Source organism: Algibacter sp. AS12 (assembly GCF_046736315.1).
GTDB lineage: Bacteria > Bacteroidota > Bacteroidia > Flavobacteriales > Flavobacteriaceae > Algibacter_B > Algibacter_B amylolyticus.
This window is the reverse complement of record NZ_CP151841.1, coordinates 553,295-569,407: the sequence shown is the minus strand read 5'-3', so window position 1 is coordinate 569,407 and position 16,113 is coordinate 553,295. Positions and strand designations below refer to the sequence as shown.

Below are 16,113 nucleotides of genomic sequence, written 5' to 3'. Positions count from 1 at the left end.
ATTAATTATTTACTTTAAAGCCAATTTAGTTATAGTCAATTTTAAAAAGGATTTTCCCTGCAATCCCTAACGCACTTTTTTTACTAGCTTCTGTTATTAAATCGAAAAGATGTTTAATTTTTGGAGATGTTCGTTAATTGGTTTACTTAAGGATAGTTCAATTTATAAGCTAGTTATTTCTTTTTCTAATAGTTGTATTAATTCTTTATTCATTGTTTTTAATTTAATAGTACTTAATACAACCCAACCAGATTCTCTTATCATCCGCTTCATTAAGCCAATTCTTTTAGTATTATTTTTTAATATGCTAATTGGGTCTGTCAATTTATAAATGTCAGTCGTAATAAACCCATCTTCAGCTATAGATGCTTGCCAATCCAGCGCTAATTTTTCCACATTACCATTAAAATCATTCTCCCAAATAAAGCCATATCGTCCAATTTCGTTTTTTAATTTGGGGTTAATATTAGAGTACATTCCGGTACTTTTTAGTTCATCTAAAGTATATTTATTCGGGGGGTATATCCCATCTTTATGTGAACATTTATAAGTTAGTTGAATGAATTCTTTATTATGAATTTTTGGTATTTCTGCATTCCAGATATGGTTAGGTTGGAATTGTGGAATGTCATTTTTATCATCAGCAACAGGGTCATAGCTGTTTGTGCCTTCCATATCTATAAGATATTGCATAGAATAGTGTTTAAAGCTATGCCACTTATACATTGAATTTAATTTTATTTGGTCTGTTTGTAAATCTTGTATTAAATTATTTAAATAGGTTTTAACTGCTTTGTTTGTTAATCTATTTTCATTCCAGTTATTAATTTGCAATGCAATCAAAATTCCAATAACTACTAGAATAATTTCCCCAATGGCATATTTAAAATACTTTCCAGTTTTACTTTTAATAAGTAAGTTTTGACGAATTTTTCTAAAGATTTTTATCATTGGTTATAAGTTGATTATAGTAAAGCACAATGTTTAACTGTTAAAAAATCGTTTTCTATGTTTTTTATCAAGCCTTTAACGAAGTTATCGTTTTTCTCTGACAAAGTCAAAGGAGTGTTCTATAAAACTACCCAAAAAAATACCAATACAAAACAATTGCAAATTCTAAATTACTTTTTATATTTGCATCCTGAAAATTCTAAAAGAGAGGAGGTTAAGACACTATGTTAAAAATTCAAGTAAAAGAAGGAGAAAATATAGAGAGAGCGCTAAAACGTTACAAGCGTAAGTTTGTTAGAACAACGGTTAATAATCAGTTGCAAGAACGTAAGCAGTTCACTAAACCCTCTGTTGAACGTAGAGCGCTTATAAAAAAAGCACAATACATTCAAAGTTTAAGAGATGCAGAAAATATCTAAGTTACCTTAAAAGTAATAATTTAAAATCCTATTAGTTAAAACTAGTAGGATTTTTTTTGTTTTAAAATCAATTTAAATAAAACTTTAGTACATTTAACCAACAACCAACAACCAACAACCAACAACCAACAACCAACAACCAACAACCAACAATGCCCTTCAATCAATTTACAGATTATCTACTATTAGAAAAAAACTATTCCAAGTTAACAGTAAACGCCTACCAAAACGATTTAAATGAGTTTTTAGAATTTATAAAAAACGAATACGATTCAAGTTCTATAAAACAGGTCAATTACCCACAAATAAGAAATTGGATTGTAACCTTAGTAGAAAAAGGAATATCTAACCGCACTATAAACCGAAAAGTATCCGCATTAAACACCTTTTATAAATTTCTGTTAAAAACTGGCGATATAGAATTAAACCCGCTATCAAAACATAAAGCATTAAAAACAAGTAAAAAAATACAAGTGCCATTTTCTGAGGCCGAAATAGAATATGTTTTAGACTATTTAAACTCGGCAAACGATTTTGAGAGCGTAAGGAATAAATTTATTATCGAATTGTTTTATTCTACAGGTATAAGAAGGATAGAGTTGGTAGAGCTAAAGCTAAGCAGTTTAGATTTACATAATAATACGTTAAAAGTATTAGGTAAAAGAAATAAAGAACGTCTTGTGCCGTTATTAAAGTCTGTAGTGCAAACCGCAGAAATTTATTTAAGTTTTAGAAAAAGTCTAGATAGCATTATAGATGGCCAGCAGCTATTTTTAACAAAAAAAGGCGTTAAAATATACGAAACACTTGTTTACAGAATAATAAATGAGTATTTTAGTTTGGCATCTTCAAAAGTAAAGAAGAGTCCACATATACTTAGGCACTCCTTCGCTACTCATTTGTTAAATCAAGGTGCCGATTTAAATGCTGTTAAAGAACTTCTAGGACATTCCAGTTTAGCTTCCACACAAGTGTATACTCATAATAGTATAGCCGAATTGAAAAAAGTGCATATTAATGCACACCCAAGAAGTAAAAAATAGAATTTAAAGTTATTGTCTAACCAAAAAAAACGAGTATGAAAGTAAACACCCAATCAGTAAATTTCAATGCAGATCAAAAATTGATAGACTTTATTCAACAACGAATGGATAAATTAGATTTGTTCTATGATAAAGTTATCAAATCGGAAGTTTTTTTAAAATTAGAAAACACAAGTGATAAAGAAAATAAAATATTTGAAGCAAAAGTAAGTGTACCCGGTGATAGCTTCGTTGTAAAGAAGCAATGTAAAACGTTCGAAGAGGGCGCAGATATGGCAGTTGCGTCTCTAGAAAGGCAGTTAAAAAAGCGAAAAGAAAAATTAAGAGCACATTTATAATAAAATTTATTAAAAAATGTTTTGAATAATGTAAAAAATCTATACATTTGCAGTCCGTTAGAAATAGCGGGCTTTTTTTATGTGGTTTTTTAGTAAAAAAATTCTTGAAAAGCCGATGTAGCTCAGCTGGCTAGAGCAGCTGATTTGTAATCAGCAGGTCGTGGGTTCGAGTCCCTCCATCGGCTCAAGTTCTTAAAATATTGAAATAAAGTTAATTGGGGAGATACTCAAGCGGCCAACGAGGGCAGACTGTAAATCTGCTGACTACGTCTTCGCAGGTTCGAATCCTGCTCTCCCCACAACTTTTTTTGTTATTTTTCTTGAAATATTGAAGTTTGATAAGCGTAAGTTTATCTAAAATTGCGAGAGTAGCTCAGTTGGTAGAGCGTCAGCCTTCCAAGCTGAATGTCGCCGGTTCGAACCCGGTCTCTCGCTCTAAAATTCCTGCGAAGGCAGGAATCTCTTCTTTCATAGATCGCAATATATAAATGATTGTTTTGGAAGAATAGGAAATAAAAACTTTACGCCGGTGTAGCTCAGGGGTAGAGCGTTTCCTTGGTAAGGAAGAGGTCACGAGTTCAATTCTCGTCATTGGCTCTATTAAGAGTAAAAAAAAGTAGATTACACTAATATTATTATATAACTAAGATTAAAATTATTTAAAAACATGGCAAAGGCAACTTTCGATCGTTCAAAACCACACTTAAATATTGGTACAATTGGACACGTAGATCACGGTAAAACAACTTTAACTGCTGCTATTACTAAAGTATTAGCTGATGCAGGTTATTCGGAAGCGAGATCATTTGATCAAATTGATAACGCACCAGAAGAAAAAGAAAGAGGTATTACAATTAATACTTCACACGTAGAATATCAAACAGCAAATCGTCATTACGCACACGTTGACTGTCCAGGTCACGCCGATTACGTAAAGAACATGGTAACAGGTGCTGCACAGATGGATGGAGCTATTTTAGTAGTTGCTGCAACTGATGGTCCTATGCCACAAACTCGTGAGCACATCTTATTAGGTCGTCAAGTAGGTATTCCTCGTATCGTTGTTTTCTTAAACAAAGTTGATATGGTGGATGATGAAGAGCTATTAGAATTAGTAGACATGGAAGTTAGAGATTTATTATCTTTCTATGAGTACGATGGTGATAATGGTCCTGTAGTTTCAGGTTCTGCTTTAGGAGCACTTAACGGTGAGCAAAAATGGGTTGATACTGTATTAGAATTAATGCAAGCTTGTGATGATTGGATTGAAGAGCCTGTACGTGATATGGATAAGCCTTTCTTAATGCCTATCGAGGATGTATTCTCTATTACTGGTCGTGGTACTGTTGCAACTGGTCGTATTGAAACTGGTGTTGCTAACACCGGAGATCCTGTAGAAATTATTGGTATGGGAGCTGAGAAATTAACTTCTACTATTACTGGAATTGAAATGTTCCGTCAAATATTAGATAGAGGTGAAGCTGGTGATAACGCTGGTATCTTATTAAGAGGTATTGAGAAATCTCAAATCTCTAGAGGTATGGTAATTACTAAACCAGGTTCTGTAACTCCACACGCTAAATTTAAAGCTGAGGTTTATATTCTTAAAAAAGAAGAAGGTGGACGTCACACTCCATTCCATAACAACTACCGTCCACAGTTCTACGTACGTACAACTGACGTAACTGGAAACATTGCGCTTCCTGATGGTGTTGAAATGGTTATGCCTGGAGATAACTTAACTATTACTGTTGAGTTAATTCAACCAATTGCAATGAACATAGGTCTACGTTTCGCTATACGTGAAGGTGGTAGAACTGTTGGTGCTGGTCAGGTAACTGAAATATTAGACTAATACAAGTTTAAATAAATATTATAAGTTAAGGTATTCCGTTTATTTGGAATACCTTGACTTGTATTTACGGGCGTAGCTCAGTTGGTAGAGCACTGGTCTCCAAAACCAGGTGTCGGGAGTTCGAGTCTCTCCGCCCGTGCAACAAAAAATTGAGTAACATTTCAATTTAGATTAAAAATAAAATAACGTCATGGCTGGATTAGTAAACTATATTAAAGAATCATTCGGAGAGTTAAAAAATAATGTGTCATGGCCTACTTGGGCTGAAGCGCAGAGTTTAACAATCTTGGTAGCTGTATTCTCTATTATATTTTCACTTGCTATTTGGGGTGTGGATACAGTTTTTAGTAAAGTTATAACAGCTTACTTTCAATCGATTAGTTAAAAAGAGAATTTATGTCTGAAGTAAGTGAAAAAAAATGGTACGTTGTTCGTGCAGTAAGTGGTCAGGAAAACAAGATCAAAACTTATATCGAGAATGAAATTGCTCGTTTAGGTTTAGAAGATTATGTTGATCAAGTACTTGTGCCTACAGAAAAAGTGATTCAAATCCGTAACGGAAAAAAAATTCAGAAAGAAAAAACATTCTTTCCTGGATATATTATGGTTCAAGCTAACTTAACTGGAGAGGTTCCTCATATTATTAGATCGGTTACTAATGTAATTGGTTTTTTAGGGGAGACTAAAGGTGGAGATCCTGTGCCATTAAGACAATCTGAAGTTAACAGAATGTTAGGTAAGGTTGATGAGCTTTCAGTTGAAGAAAGTGCAAATGTTGCAATTCCTTTTACTAAAGGAGAAACAGTAAAAGTTATTGATGGTCCTTTCAACGGGTTTGATGGAACTATTGAGAAAATTAATGAAGAAAAGCGTAAACTTGAAGTTATGGTTAAGATTTTCGGGAGAAAAACACCATTAGAATTAAGTTATATGCAAGTTGAAAAAGTATAATAGTGTTACATTACGATAGATGAGTCTTTCGCTTCCAAAAGAAAGATAACATCAAAAAATTAAATTATTAAAAATGGCAAAAGAATTAGGTAAAGTAGTTAAGTTACAAGTTCGGGGAGGTGCTGCGAATCCATCGCCACCGGTTGGACCCGCTTTAGGAGCTGCAGGTGTTAACATCATGGAGTTCTGTAAGCAATTCAATGCCAGAACCCAAGATAAAGCAGGTAAAGTATTACCAGTTGTTATATCTGTTTACAAAGACAAATCATTTGACTTTGTAATTAAAACTCCACCAGCAGCAGTTCAATTATTAGAAGCTGCAAAGGTGAAGAAGGGGTCTGGAGAGCCAAACCGAAAAAAAGTAGCTAAAGTATCTTGGGATCAGGTTAAAACCATCGCAGAAGACAAAATGGTAGATTTAAACGCATTTACTATCGAGTCTGCTATGAAAATGGTAGCTGGTACAGCAAGATCGATGGGTATAACCGTAACAGGGCAATTCCCTTCTTAATCTATTAAAGCATTAAAAAATGGCAAGATTAACAAAAAAGCAAAAAGAGGCTTTAGCAAAAATTGAAAAAGGTAAAGTATATTCTTTAAACGAAGCTTCAACTTTAATTAAAGAAATTACCAATACTAAGTTCGACGCATCAGTTGATTTAGCAGTACGTTTAGGAGTAGATCCTCGTAAAGCTAATCAAATGGTTAGGGGGGTGGTTTCATTACCGCACGGAACTGGTAAAGACATGAAAGTATTAGCATTAGTAACACCAGACAAAGAAGCGGAAGCTAAAGAAGCAGGAGCGGATTACGTTGGTTTAGATGAGTACCTTGATAAAATTAAAGGTGGTTGGACAGATGTAGACGTTATCGTTACGATGCCAAGTGTTATGGGTAAATTAGGTCCTTTAGGACGTGTATTAGGTCCTCGTGGTTTAATGCCTAACCCTAAAACAGGAACAGTAACTATGGATGTTGCTAAAGCAGTTAGCGAAGTAAAAGCTGGTAAAATTGACTTTAAGGTTGATAAAACAGGTATTGTACACGCTGCTATTGGTAAAGCATCATTCAGTGCTGATAAAATTGCGGGTAACGCAAATGAATTATTAACAACATTAATGAAACTGAAACCGACAACCGCTAAAGGTGTTTATGTAAAAAGCATATTTATGTCTTCTACAATGAGCCCTAGTATAGCTATTGATCCTAAAATTGGTTAATTAAGTTAAAACTTTCAAATTATGACTAGAGAAGAAAAATCACAAGTAATTGAGGAATTAACTGCAGAATTAGCTAATAACTCAAATATCTATTTAGCAGATATTTCAGGATTAAATGCTGGAACTACTTCTAACTTGCGTCGTGCTGCTTACAAAGCAAACGTGCAAATGGCAGTTGTTAAGAACACATTACTTGAAAAAGCAATGGAAGCTTCAGATAGAGATTTTGGAGACCTTGCTTCAGTATTAAAAGGAAATACATCTGTGATGTATTCTGAAACAGGTAATGCACCGGCTAAGTTAATTAAAACCTTCCGTAAAAAATCAGAGAAGCCTTTATTAAAAGGAGCTTTTATTGAGGAAGCAGTTTATATTGGCGATGATCAGTTAGACATGTTAGTTGATATTAAGTCTAAAGAAGAGTTAATAGGAGAGATTGTTGGATTATTACAATCGCCTGCTAAAAACGTTATTTCTGCACTTAAATCAGGCGGAGGAACTATAGCTGGACTTATCAAAACACTTTCTGAGAGATCAGAATAGTATTAAACAGTACGCACTTTATTACAATTATATTATTATTACAAAATTATTAAAACGATAGAAAAATGGCAGATTTAAAAGATTTCGCAGAACAATTAGTTAACCTTACTGTAAAAGAAGTAAATGAGTTAGCAACTATATTAAAAGATGAGTATGGTATCGAGCCTGCTGCTGCAGCTGTTGCTGTTGCTGCTGCTGGTGCTGGTGGTGGAGAAGCTGCTGAAGAGCAAACTGAATTTGATGTAATCTTAAAAGCGGCAGGTGGTTCTAAACTAGCTGTAGTAAAATTAGTTAAAGAATTAACTGGTTTAGGATTAAAAGAAGCTAAAGGTTTAGTGGATGATGCACCAAGTGCAATCAAAGAAGGTGTTACTAAAGATGAAGCTGAAGCATTAAAAGCATCTTTAGAAGAGGCTGGAGCTGAGGTTGAGCTTAAGTAAGCTTTACTACTCAATAATACAAAGGTTTAGGTATATCCCGCTTCTAGCGGGATAACACCTAGACCATTTTGCGTATATAATGATATAGCAAAAATTAATTGCAAAATCGCGTTAAACTATGGATACATAATTTAATGTTTAACTAGTGTTTAAAAGCACTATCACTATTTTTTAATCAAAATTCCGTCCATTGATGTTATCAACACAAGCTGAAAGATTAAATTTCTCGTCTATTGTAAATAAGACAGATTATCCAGACTTCTTGGATATTCAGATAAAATCCTTTCAGGATTTTTTCCAATTAGAGACAAAATCTGAAGAAAGAGGTGATGAAGGTCTTTATAATACCTTCATGGAAAACTTTCCAATTACTGATTCTCGTAATCAATTCGTTTTAGAATTTTTAGATTACTTCGTAGATCCACCAAGATATGCCATTGAAGAGTGTATTGAAAGAGGACTTACCTATAGCGTTCCGCTTAAGGCAAGGTTAAAGTTATATTGTACCGATCCTGAACATGAAGATTTCGAAACCATTGTTCAAGATGTGTACTTAGGAACTATACCTTACATGACACCATCTGGTACGTTTTGTATTAATGGTGCAGAGCGTGTAGTAGTATCTCAATTACACCGTTCACCAGGAGTGTTTTTCGGTCAGTCTTTCCATGCCAATGGAACAAAATTATATTCAGCAAGGGTTATTCCATTTAAAGGGTCTTGGATTGAGTTTGCTACAGACATCAACCAGGTGATGTATGCATACATTGATAGAAAGAAAAAATTACCTGTTACTACGCTTTTCCGTGCAATTGGATTTGAGCGTGATAAAGATATATTAGAGATTTTCGATTTAGCAGAGGAAGCTAAAGTTTCAAAATCTGGATTAAAAAAATACTTAGGAAGAAAATTAGCTGCTCGTGTATTAAATACATGGCATGAGGATTTTGTTGATGAAGATACTGGAGAAGTTGTATCTATCGAGCGTAACGAAATTGTGCTTGATCGTGATACGGTTCTTGATAAAGAAAATATTGAAGAAATTCTTGAAGCAGAAGTTAAAACGATTCTTTTGCATAAAGAATCTAATGAGCAAGGAGATTATGCTATTATTCATAATACGCTTCAAAAAGATCCAACGAACTCTGAAAAAGAGGCTGTTGAACATATCTATAGACAATTACGTAATGCTGAGCCGCCAGATGAGGAAACAGCACGCGGAATTATAGATAAATTATTTTTCTCAGACCAACGTTACTCTTTAGGAGAGGTAGGTCGTTACAGAATGAACAAAAAATTAGGTTTAGATATCGGAATGGATAAGCAAGTGCTTACTAAAGAGGATATCATTACTATTATAAAATATTTAATCGAGCTTATCAATTCTAAAGCAGAGATTGATGATATTGATCACTTATCTAACCGTCGTGTACGTACTGTTGGAGAGCAATTATCTTCTCAATTTGGTGTTGGTTTAGCGCGTATGGCTCGTACTATTCGTGAGCGTATGAACGTTCGTGATAACGAGGTATTTACACCTATCGATTTAATTAATGCTAAGACATTATCGTCTGTAATTAATTCTTTCTTTGGAACAAACCAGTTATCTCAATTTATGGATCAAACCAATCCATTAGCTGAAATTACGCATAAGCGTCGTTTATCAGCTCTTGGACCAGGAGGTTTATCTAGAGAAAGAGCAGGGTTTGAGGTTCGTGATGTTCACTATACACACTACGGAAGACTTTGTCCAATTGAAACACCAGAGGGACCAAATATTGGTTTAATATCTTCACTTTCAGTATTTGCTAAAGTGAATTCTATGGGATTCATCGAAACACCTTATAGAAAGGTAACAGATGGTGTTGTAGATATTAAAAACGAACCAATTTATTTAAGTGCAGAAGAGGAGGAAGATAAATTAATCGCTCAAGCAACTATAAATGTTGATGATAACGGTAAAATTTTACATGATAAGGTAATTGCAAGAATGGAAGGTGACTTCCCTGTAATTGATCCTAATGAGCTGCATTATACAGATGTTGCACCAAACCAAATTTCATCTATATCGGCTTCGTTAATTCCGTTCTTAGAACATGATGATGCGAATAGAGCCTTGATGGGATCTAATATGATGCGTCAAGCTGTTCCTTTATTAAGAGTAGATGCTCCTATAGTTGGTACAGGTTTAGAGCGTCAAGTAGCATCAGATTCTAGAGTATTAATTAATGCTGAAGGAAATGGTGAAGTGCTTTATGTTGATGCAAAAGAAATTCAAATTAGATATGATCGTACTGAAGATGAAGCTAAAGTAAGTTTCGATTCTGATGTTAAAACATATCAATTAGTAAAATTTCGTAAAACGAATCAAGGAACTTCTATTAACCTTAAACCAATCGTTGTTAAAGGTGATAAAGTAACTAAAGGACAAGTTTTATGTGAAGGTTATGCAACACAAAAAGGAGAACTTGCTTTAGGTAGAAATATGAAAGTAGCCTTTATGCCTTGGAAAGGGTATAACTTTGAGGATGCGATTGTAATTTCTGAAAAAGTAGTTCGTGAAGATATCTTTACATCGATTCATATTGATGAGTATTCTCTTGATGTAAGAGATACTAAATTAGGTAACGAAGAATTAACAAATGATATTCCTAACGTTTCTGAAGAGGCTACAAAAGACCTTGATGAGTATGGAATGATTAGAGTTGGTGCCGAAGTTAAGCCTGGCGATATCTTAATTGGTAAGATTACACCAAAAGGTGAATCTGATCCAACTCCTGAAGAGAAATTATTACGTGCTATTTTTGGAGATAAAGCAGGAGATGTTAAAGATGCATCTTTAAAAGCTTCGCCTTCATTACATGGGGTTGTAATTGAAAAGAAATTATTCGCAAGAGCGGTAAAAGATAAGCGTAAAAGAGCACAAGATAAAGATGATATCTTAGCTTTAGAAGCGCAATACGATAGAAAGTTTGACGAGTTAAAAGATGTGTTAGTTGAAAAACTATTTGCTATTGTAAATGGTAAAACAGCTCAAGGTATTTTTAACGATTTAGGTGAAGAGGTATTACCAAAAGGTAAAAAGTTTACACTTAAAATGTTAAATGCTGTTGATGATTATGCGCATTTAGTGTCAGGTAAATGGACAACGGATGAGCATACTAATAAGTTAGTCGCAGATTTAGTTCATAACTACAAAATTAAAGAGAACGATTTACAAGGGGCTTTACGTCGCGAGAAATTTACAATCTCTGTAGGTGATGAGTTACCAGCTGGAATTATCAAATTAGCTAAAGTATACATTGCTAAGAAACGTAAGTTGAAAGTAGGTGATAAAATGGCAGGACGCCACGGTAACAAAGGTATTGTTGCACGTATTGTTCGTCAGGAAGATATGCCTTTCTTAGAAGATGGAACGCCTGTTGATATTGTACTTAACCCGCTTGGTGTACCGTCTCGTATGAACATTGGTCAAATTTATGAAACTGTTCTTGGTTGGGCAGGTCAAAAATTAGATCGTAAGTATGCAACTCCAATTTTTGATGGTGCTAATATCGATCAGATTAATGCTTTAACTGATGAAGCAGGAATACCAAGATACGGTCATACATATTTATATGATGGTGGTACAGGTGCACGTTTTGATCAGCCGGCTACAGTTGGTGTGATTTACATGTTGAAATTAGGACACATGGTAGACGATAAAATGCACGCACGTTCTATTGGACCTTACTCATTAATTACACAACAACCATTAGGTGGTAAAGCACAGTTTGGTGGTCAACGTTTTGGTGAGATGGAAGTTTGGGCACTTGAGGCTTATGGAGCATCAAGTACTTTACGCGAGATCTTAACTGTAAAATCTGATGATGTAATTGGTAGAGCTAAAACTTACGAAGCAATCGTAAAAGGCGAGCCAATGCCAGATCCAGGTTTACCAGAATCATTCAACGTACTTATGCACGAATTGAAAGGTTTAGGTTTAGACATCAGATTAGAGGAGTAGTTAATTAATTAAATTCATTTCAACCATTTATTATGGCAAGAAAACAAGATAAAAATACAGTTAAGAGATTCAATAAAATCTCAATTGGTTTAGCATCACCAGAGTCTATTTTAGCAGAGTCTAGAGGTGAGGTTTTAAAACCAGAAACTATCAATTATCGAACTCACAAACCTGAACGTGATGGTTTGTTCTGTGAGCGTATTTTTGGTCCTGTAAAGGATTATGAGTGTGCTTGTGGTAAATATAAAAGAATTCGTTACAAGGGTATTGTATGTGACCGTTGTGGTGTAGAAGTAACAGAAAAGAAAGTACGTCGTGATAGAGTAGGACACATTAATTTAGTGGTTCCTGTAGCTCATATTTGGTACTTCCGTTCTTTACCAAATAAAATAGGTTATTTATTAGGATTACCATCTAAGAAATTAGATATGATTATTTACTACGAACGTTATGTAGTAATTCAACCAGGTAATGCTAAAAATGAAGAAGGCGAACCATTACAAAAAATGGATTTCCTTACTGAAGAAGAATACCTAAATGTATTAGAATCACTTCCTCAAGATAATCAGTATTTAGATGATGAAGACCCAAATAAGTTTTTAGCTAAAATGGGTGCTGAGTGTTTAATAGACTTATTAGCGAGAATTGATTTAGAATCTTTATCATACGAGTTACGTCATAAAGCAAATACTGAAACGTCTAAACAACGTAAAACAGAAGCTTTAAAACGTTTACAAGTTGTTGAATCGTTGAGTAAATCAAATCTTAATAGAGAAAACAGACCAGAGTGGATGATTATGAAGGTGGTGCCAATTATTCCGCCAGAATTACGTCCGTTAGTACCTTTAGATGGTGGTCGTTTTGCAACTTCAGATTTAAATGATTTATACCGTCGTGTAATTATCCGTAACAACCGTCTTAAAAGATTAGTTGAGATAAAAGCTCCAGAAGTAATTTTACGTAATGAAAAACGTATGTTACAAGAATCGGTTGATTCATTATTTGATAACACTCGTAAATCTTCAGCTGTAAAAACAGATTCTAACAGACCGTTAAAATCACTTTCAGATTCACTTAAAGGTAAGCAAGGGCGTTTCCGTCAAAACTTACTTGGTAAGCGTGTTGATTACTCTGCACGTTCTGTAATTGTTGTTGGTCCAGAATTAAGATTATTTGAATGTGGATTGCCTAAAAATATGGCAGCTGAGTTATACAAGCCTTTCGTAATTAGAAAACTAATTGAAAGAGGTATTGTAAAAACTGTAAAATCTGCAAAGAAAATTATAGATAAAAGAGAACCAGTGGTTTGGGATATCTTGGAAAATGTTCTTAAAGGACATCCAGTATTACTAAACCGTGCGCCTACTTTACACCGTTTGGGTATACAAGCTTTTCAACCAAAATTAATTGAAGGAAAAGCAATTCAATTACACCCATTAGCATGTGCGGCATTTAATGCCGATTTTGATGGTGACCAGATGGCGGTTCACTTACCACTTGGACCAGAAGCAATATTAGAGTGTCAAATGTTAATGTTGGCCTCTCATAATATTTTAAATCCAGCAAATGGTGCGCCAGTAACTGTACCTTCTCAGGATATGGTACTTGGTTTATACTACATGACTAAGTTACGTACTTCTACTGCAGAGGTAAAAGTAAAAGGTGAAGGTTTAACATTCTATTCTCCAGAAGAAGTAGAGATTGCTTTTAATGAAGGAAAGGTTGAATTAAATGCTGGTATCAAAGTAAGAACTATCGATATTAATGAAGATGGTAAGTTAGACAGAATGATTGTTGAAACTACTGTTGGTCGTGTTTTATTTAACCAACACGTGCCACAAGCAGCAGGATTCATCAACCAAGTATTAACCAAAAAATCTTTAAGAGATATTATTGGTGATATTCTTAAGGCAACATCTGTTCCTGAATGTGCCGATTTCTTAGATAGTATTAGAACATTAGGATTTAAATTCGCATTCCAAGGTGGATTATCATTTAGTTTAGGTGATATTATTATCCCACCAGAAAAGCAAAGTATGATTGATAAAGCTAATGGTTTAGTTGACGGTATTACTGGAAACTATAACATGGGGCTTATTACAAATAACGAACGTTATAACCAAGTTATTGATATTTGGACATCTACAAATGCAGAATTGACTGAATTGTCAATGAAACGTATTAGAGAAGACCAACAAGGGTTTAACTCGGTGTTTATGATGCTTGACTCTGGAGCTCGTGGATCTAAAGAACAGATTCGTCAGTTAACAGGTATGCGTGGATTAATGGCTAAGCCTAAAAAATCTACAGCAGGAGGTGGATCTATTATTGAGAATCCAATTCTTTCTAACTTTAAAGAAGGACTTTCAATTTTAGAATACTTTATCTCTACTCACGGTGCACGTAAAGGTCTTGCGGATACGGCTCTTAAAACTGCCGATGCGGGGTACTTAACACGTCGTTTAGTAGATGTATCTCAAGATGTTATTGTCAATACTGAAGATTGTGGCACTTTAAGAGGTGTTGAAGTTGAAGCATTGAAAAAGAATGATGAAGTAGTTGAGAAATTACAAGAAAGAATAGTTGGTCGTGTGTCATTAAATGATGTTGTAGACCCGCTTACTGATGAGTTGTTAGTTTCAGCAGGTCAATTAATTGAAGATGATGTTGCTAAAGCAATTGAGGCTTCTCCTATTGATAGTTTAGAAGTACGTTCAGCATTAACTTGTGAAGCTTTAAAAGGTATTTGTGCTAAATGTTACGGACGTAACTTAGCTACCGGTAAAATGGTGCAACGTGGTGAAGCTGTTGGTGTAGTTGCTGCACAATCAATTGGTGAACCTGGTACACAGTTAACACTTCGTACATTCCACGTAGGTGGTATTGCAGGTAACATTTCAGAGGATAACAATTTAGCTGTTAAGTTTGATGGTATTGCTGAAATAGAAGATTTAAAAACAGTTAAAGGTCAAGATAGCGAAGGAAATGATGCAGATATCGTTATTTCTAGAACGTCTGAACTTAAACTTATTGATAAGAAAACAGGTATTGTTTTAAGTACTAATAATATTCCTTACGGTTCTACTATTCAAATAAAGAATGGTGATAAACTAAGTAAAGGTGATGTTGTGTGTACTTGGGATCCATATAATGGTGTAATCGTTTCAGAATTTGCTGGTAAAGTAAGATATGAAAACGTTGAGCAAGGTGTTACTTACCAAGTTGAAATTGATGAACAAACAGGTTTCCAAGAAAAAGTAATTTCTGAATCTAGAAATAAAAAGCTTATTCCAACGCTTCATATTGAAGATTCTAAAGGAGAAACAATGCGTTCTTACAACTTACCAGTTGGTGCCCACTTAATGATTGATGATGGTGATAAGATTAGTGTTGGTAAAATATTAGTTAAAATACCTCGTAAATCTTCTAAAGCGGGTGATATTACAGGTGGTCTTCCTCGTGTAACTGAGTTATTTGAAGCGCGTAACCCATCTAACCCAGCAGTTGTAAGTGCAATTGATGGTGTAGTTTCTTTTGGGAAAATTAAACGTGGTAACCGTGAGATTATAGTAGAATCTAAATTAGGAGATGTTAAGAAATACTTAGTTAAGTTATCAAGTCAGATTCTTGTACAAGAAAATGATTTCGTAAAAGCTGGTATGCCATTATCTGATGGTTCTATAACACCTAACGATATCTTGAATATTAAAGGCCCTTCAGCTGTTCAACAATACTTAGTAAATGAAGTACAAGAAGTATATCGTTTACAAGGTGTGAAGATTAACGATAAGCACTTTGAAGTTGTTGTAAGACAAATGATGCGTAAAGTTAGAATTATTGATTCTGGCGATACTATTTTCTTAGAAGATCAATTAGCTCATAAAGCAGATTTCATCAAAGAAAATGATGATATTTTTGGAATGAAAGTTATTGAAGATGCTGGAGATTCATCTAACCTTAAAGCGGGACAAATTATTTCGCCTCGTGAGTTAAGAGATGAGAATTCAATTTTACGTAGAGAAGATAAGGCATTGGTAACGGCAAGAGATGCACAACCTGCAACTGCTACACCAATACTTCAAGGTATTACAAGAGCGTCACTTCAAACGAAGTCATTTATCTCTGCTGCTTCTTTCCAAGAAACAACTAAAGTACTTAACGAAGCCGCTGTTGCTGGTAAAGTTGATTCTTTAGAAGGATTGAAAGAAAATGTAATTGTAGGACATAGAATTCCTGCAGGTACAGGTATGAGAAGTTACTCTGATATTATTGTTGGCTCTAAGGAAGAGTTTGACGAAATGATGCAAGTAAAACAAGAATTGAATTACAATTAAATTTTATTTCCGC

General features: G+C 34.4%; 13 protein-coding genes and 5 tRNA genes. 17 read left to right on the top strand and 1 reads right to left on the bottom strand.

Annotated features, from left to right (window positions below; all coding sequences use genetic code 11):
* Positions 1–162: 162 nt before the first annotated feature.
* On the bottom strand, positions 163–951 hold the full coding sequence (locus AAFN75_RS02375) for a DUF6090 family protein (protein ID WP_411808060.1): 789 nt from the start codon (positions 949–951) through the stop codon (positions 163–165).
* Between the two features lie 224 nt (positions 952–1,175).
* Between AAFN75_RS02375 and rpsU the strand changes: the two genes are divergently transcribed.
* From rpsU to rpoC, 17 genes are all read left to right on the top strand, one after another.
* Positions 1,176–1,370, top strand: a complete 195-nt coding sequence (gene rpsU, locus AAFN75_RS02370; RefSeq protein ID WP_411808059.1) for a 30S ribosomal protein S21 — start codon at positions 1,176–1,178, stop codon at positions 1,368–1,370.
* A gap of 152 nt (positions 1,371–1,522) precedes the next feature.
* Entirely contained in the window at positions 1,523–2,413 is an 891-nt protein-coding gene (locus tag AAFN75_RS02365) for a tyrosine-type recombinase/integrase (RefSeq protein WP_411808058.1), read from the top strand.
* A gap of 35 nt (positions 2,414–2,448) precedes the next feature.
* Positions 2,449–2,751, top strand: a complete 303-nt coding sequence (gene hpf, locus AAFN75_RS02360) for a ribosome hibernation-promoting factor, HPF/YfiA family (protein ID WP_144116618.1) — start codon at positions 2,449–2,451, stop codon at positions 2,749–2,751.
* Between the two features lie 111 nt (positions 2,752–2,862).
* Positions 2,863–2,936 (top strand) — tRNA-Thr (locus tag AAFN75_RS02355).
* Positions 2,937–2,968: 32 nt separating this feature from the next.
* Positions 2,969–3,050, top strand: a tRNA-Tyr gene (locus AAFN75_RS02350).
* A gap of 63 nt (positions 3,051–3,113) precedes the next feature.
* Positions 3,114–3,186, top strand: a tRNA-Gly gene (locus AAFN75_RS02345).
* 90 nt (positions 3,187–3,276) lie between these two features.
* A tRNA-Thr gene (locus AAFN75_RS02340) sits at positions 3,277–3,348 on the top strand.
* 70 nt (positions 3,349–3,418) lie between these two features.
* Positions 3,419–4,606, top strand: a complete 1,188-nt coding sequence (tuf, locus tag AAFN75_RS02335) for an elongation factor Tu (protein WP_144116617.1) — start codon at positions 3,419–3,421, stop codon at positions 4,604–4,606.
* Positions 4,607–4,672: 66 nt separating this feature from the next.
* Positions 4,673–4,745 (top strand) — tRNA-Trp (locus AAFN75_RS02330).
* A 51-nt stretch (positions 4,746–4,796) separates the two neighbouring features.
* Positions 4,797–4,991: a preprotein translocase subunit SecE gene (gene secE, locus AAFN75_RS02325; protein ID WP_092851656.1), complete on the top strand. Its 195-nt coding sequence runs from the start codon at positions 4,797–4,799 to the stop codon at positions 4,989–4,991.
* Between the two features lie 11 nt (positions 4,992–5,002).
* Positions 5,003–5,557 carry a transcription termination/antitermination protein NusG gene (nusG, locus tag AAFN75_RS02320; protein WP_144116616.1) on the top strand — a complete coding sequence of 185 codons (555 nt, stop codon included), beginning with the start codon at positions 5,003–5,005 and terminating at the stop codon, positions 5,555–5,557.
* Positions 5,558–5,630: 73 nt separating this feature from the next.
* Complete coding sequence (gene rplK, locus AAFN75_RS02315; protein ID WP_144116615.1) at positions 5,631–6,068, top strand: 50S ribosomal protein L11; 438 nt, start codon at positions 5,631–5,633, stop codon at positions 6,066–6,068.
* Positions 6,069–6,087: 19 nt separating this feature from the next.
* Complete coding sequence (gene rplA / locus AAFN75_RS02310; protein ID WP_411808057.1) at positions 6,088–6,777, top strand: 50S ribosomal protein L1; 690 nt, start codon at positions 6,088–6,090, stop codon at positions 6,775–6,777.
* Positions 6,778–6,798: 21 nt separating this feature from the next.
* A complete protein-coding gene (gene rplJ / locus AAFN75_RS02305) occupies positions 6,799–7,320 on the top strand; it encodes a 50S ribosomal protein L10 (protein WP_144116613.1) in 522 nt (173 codons plus the stop codon).
* A 65-nt stretch (positions 7,321–7,385) separates the two neighbouring features.
* A complete protein-coding gene (rplL, locus tag AAFN75_RS02300; protein ID WP_144116612.1) occupies positions 7,386–7,760 on the top strand; it encodes a 50S ribosomal protein L7/L12 in 375 nt (124 codons plus the stop codon).
* A gap of 193 nt (positions 7,761–7,953) precedes the next feature.
* On the top strand, positions 7,954–11,766 hold the full coding sequence (gene rpoB, locus AAFN75_RS02295; protein ID WP_411808056.1) for a DNA-directed RNA polymerase subunit beta: 3,813 nt from the start codon (positions 7,954–7,956) through the stop codon (positions 11,764–11,766).
* Between the two features lie 32 nt (positions 11,767–11,798).
* Positions 11,799–16,100, top strand: coding sequence for a DNA-directed RNA polymerase subunit beta' (gene rpoC, locus AAFN75_RS02290; protein ID WP_144116610.1), 4,302 nt, complete (start codon positions 11,799–11,801; stop codon positions 16,098–16,100).
* Positions 16,101–16,113: the final 13 nt, after the last annotated feature.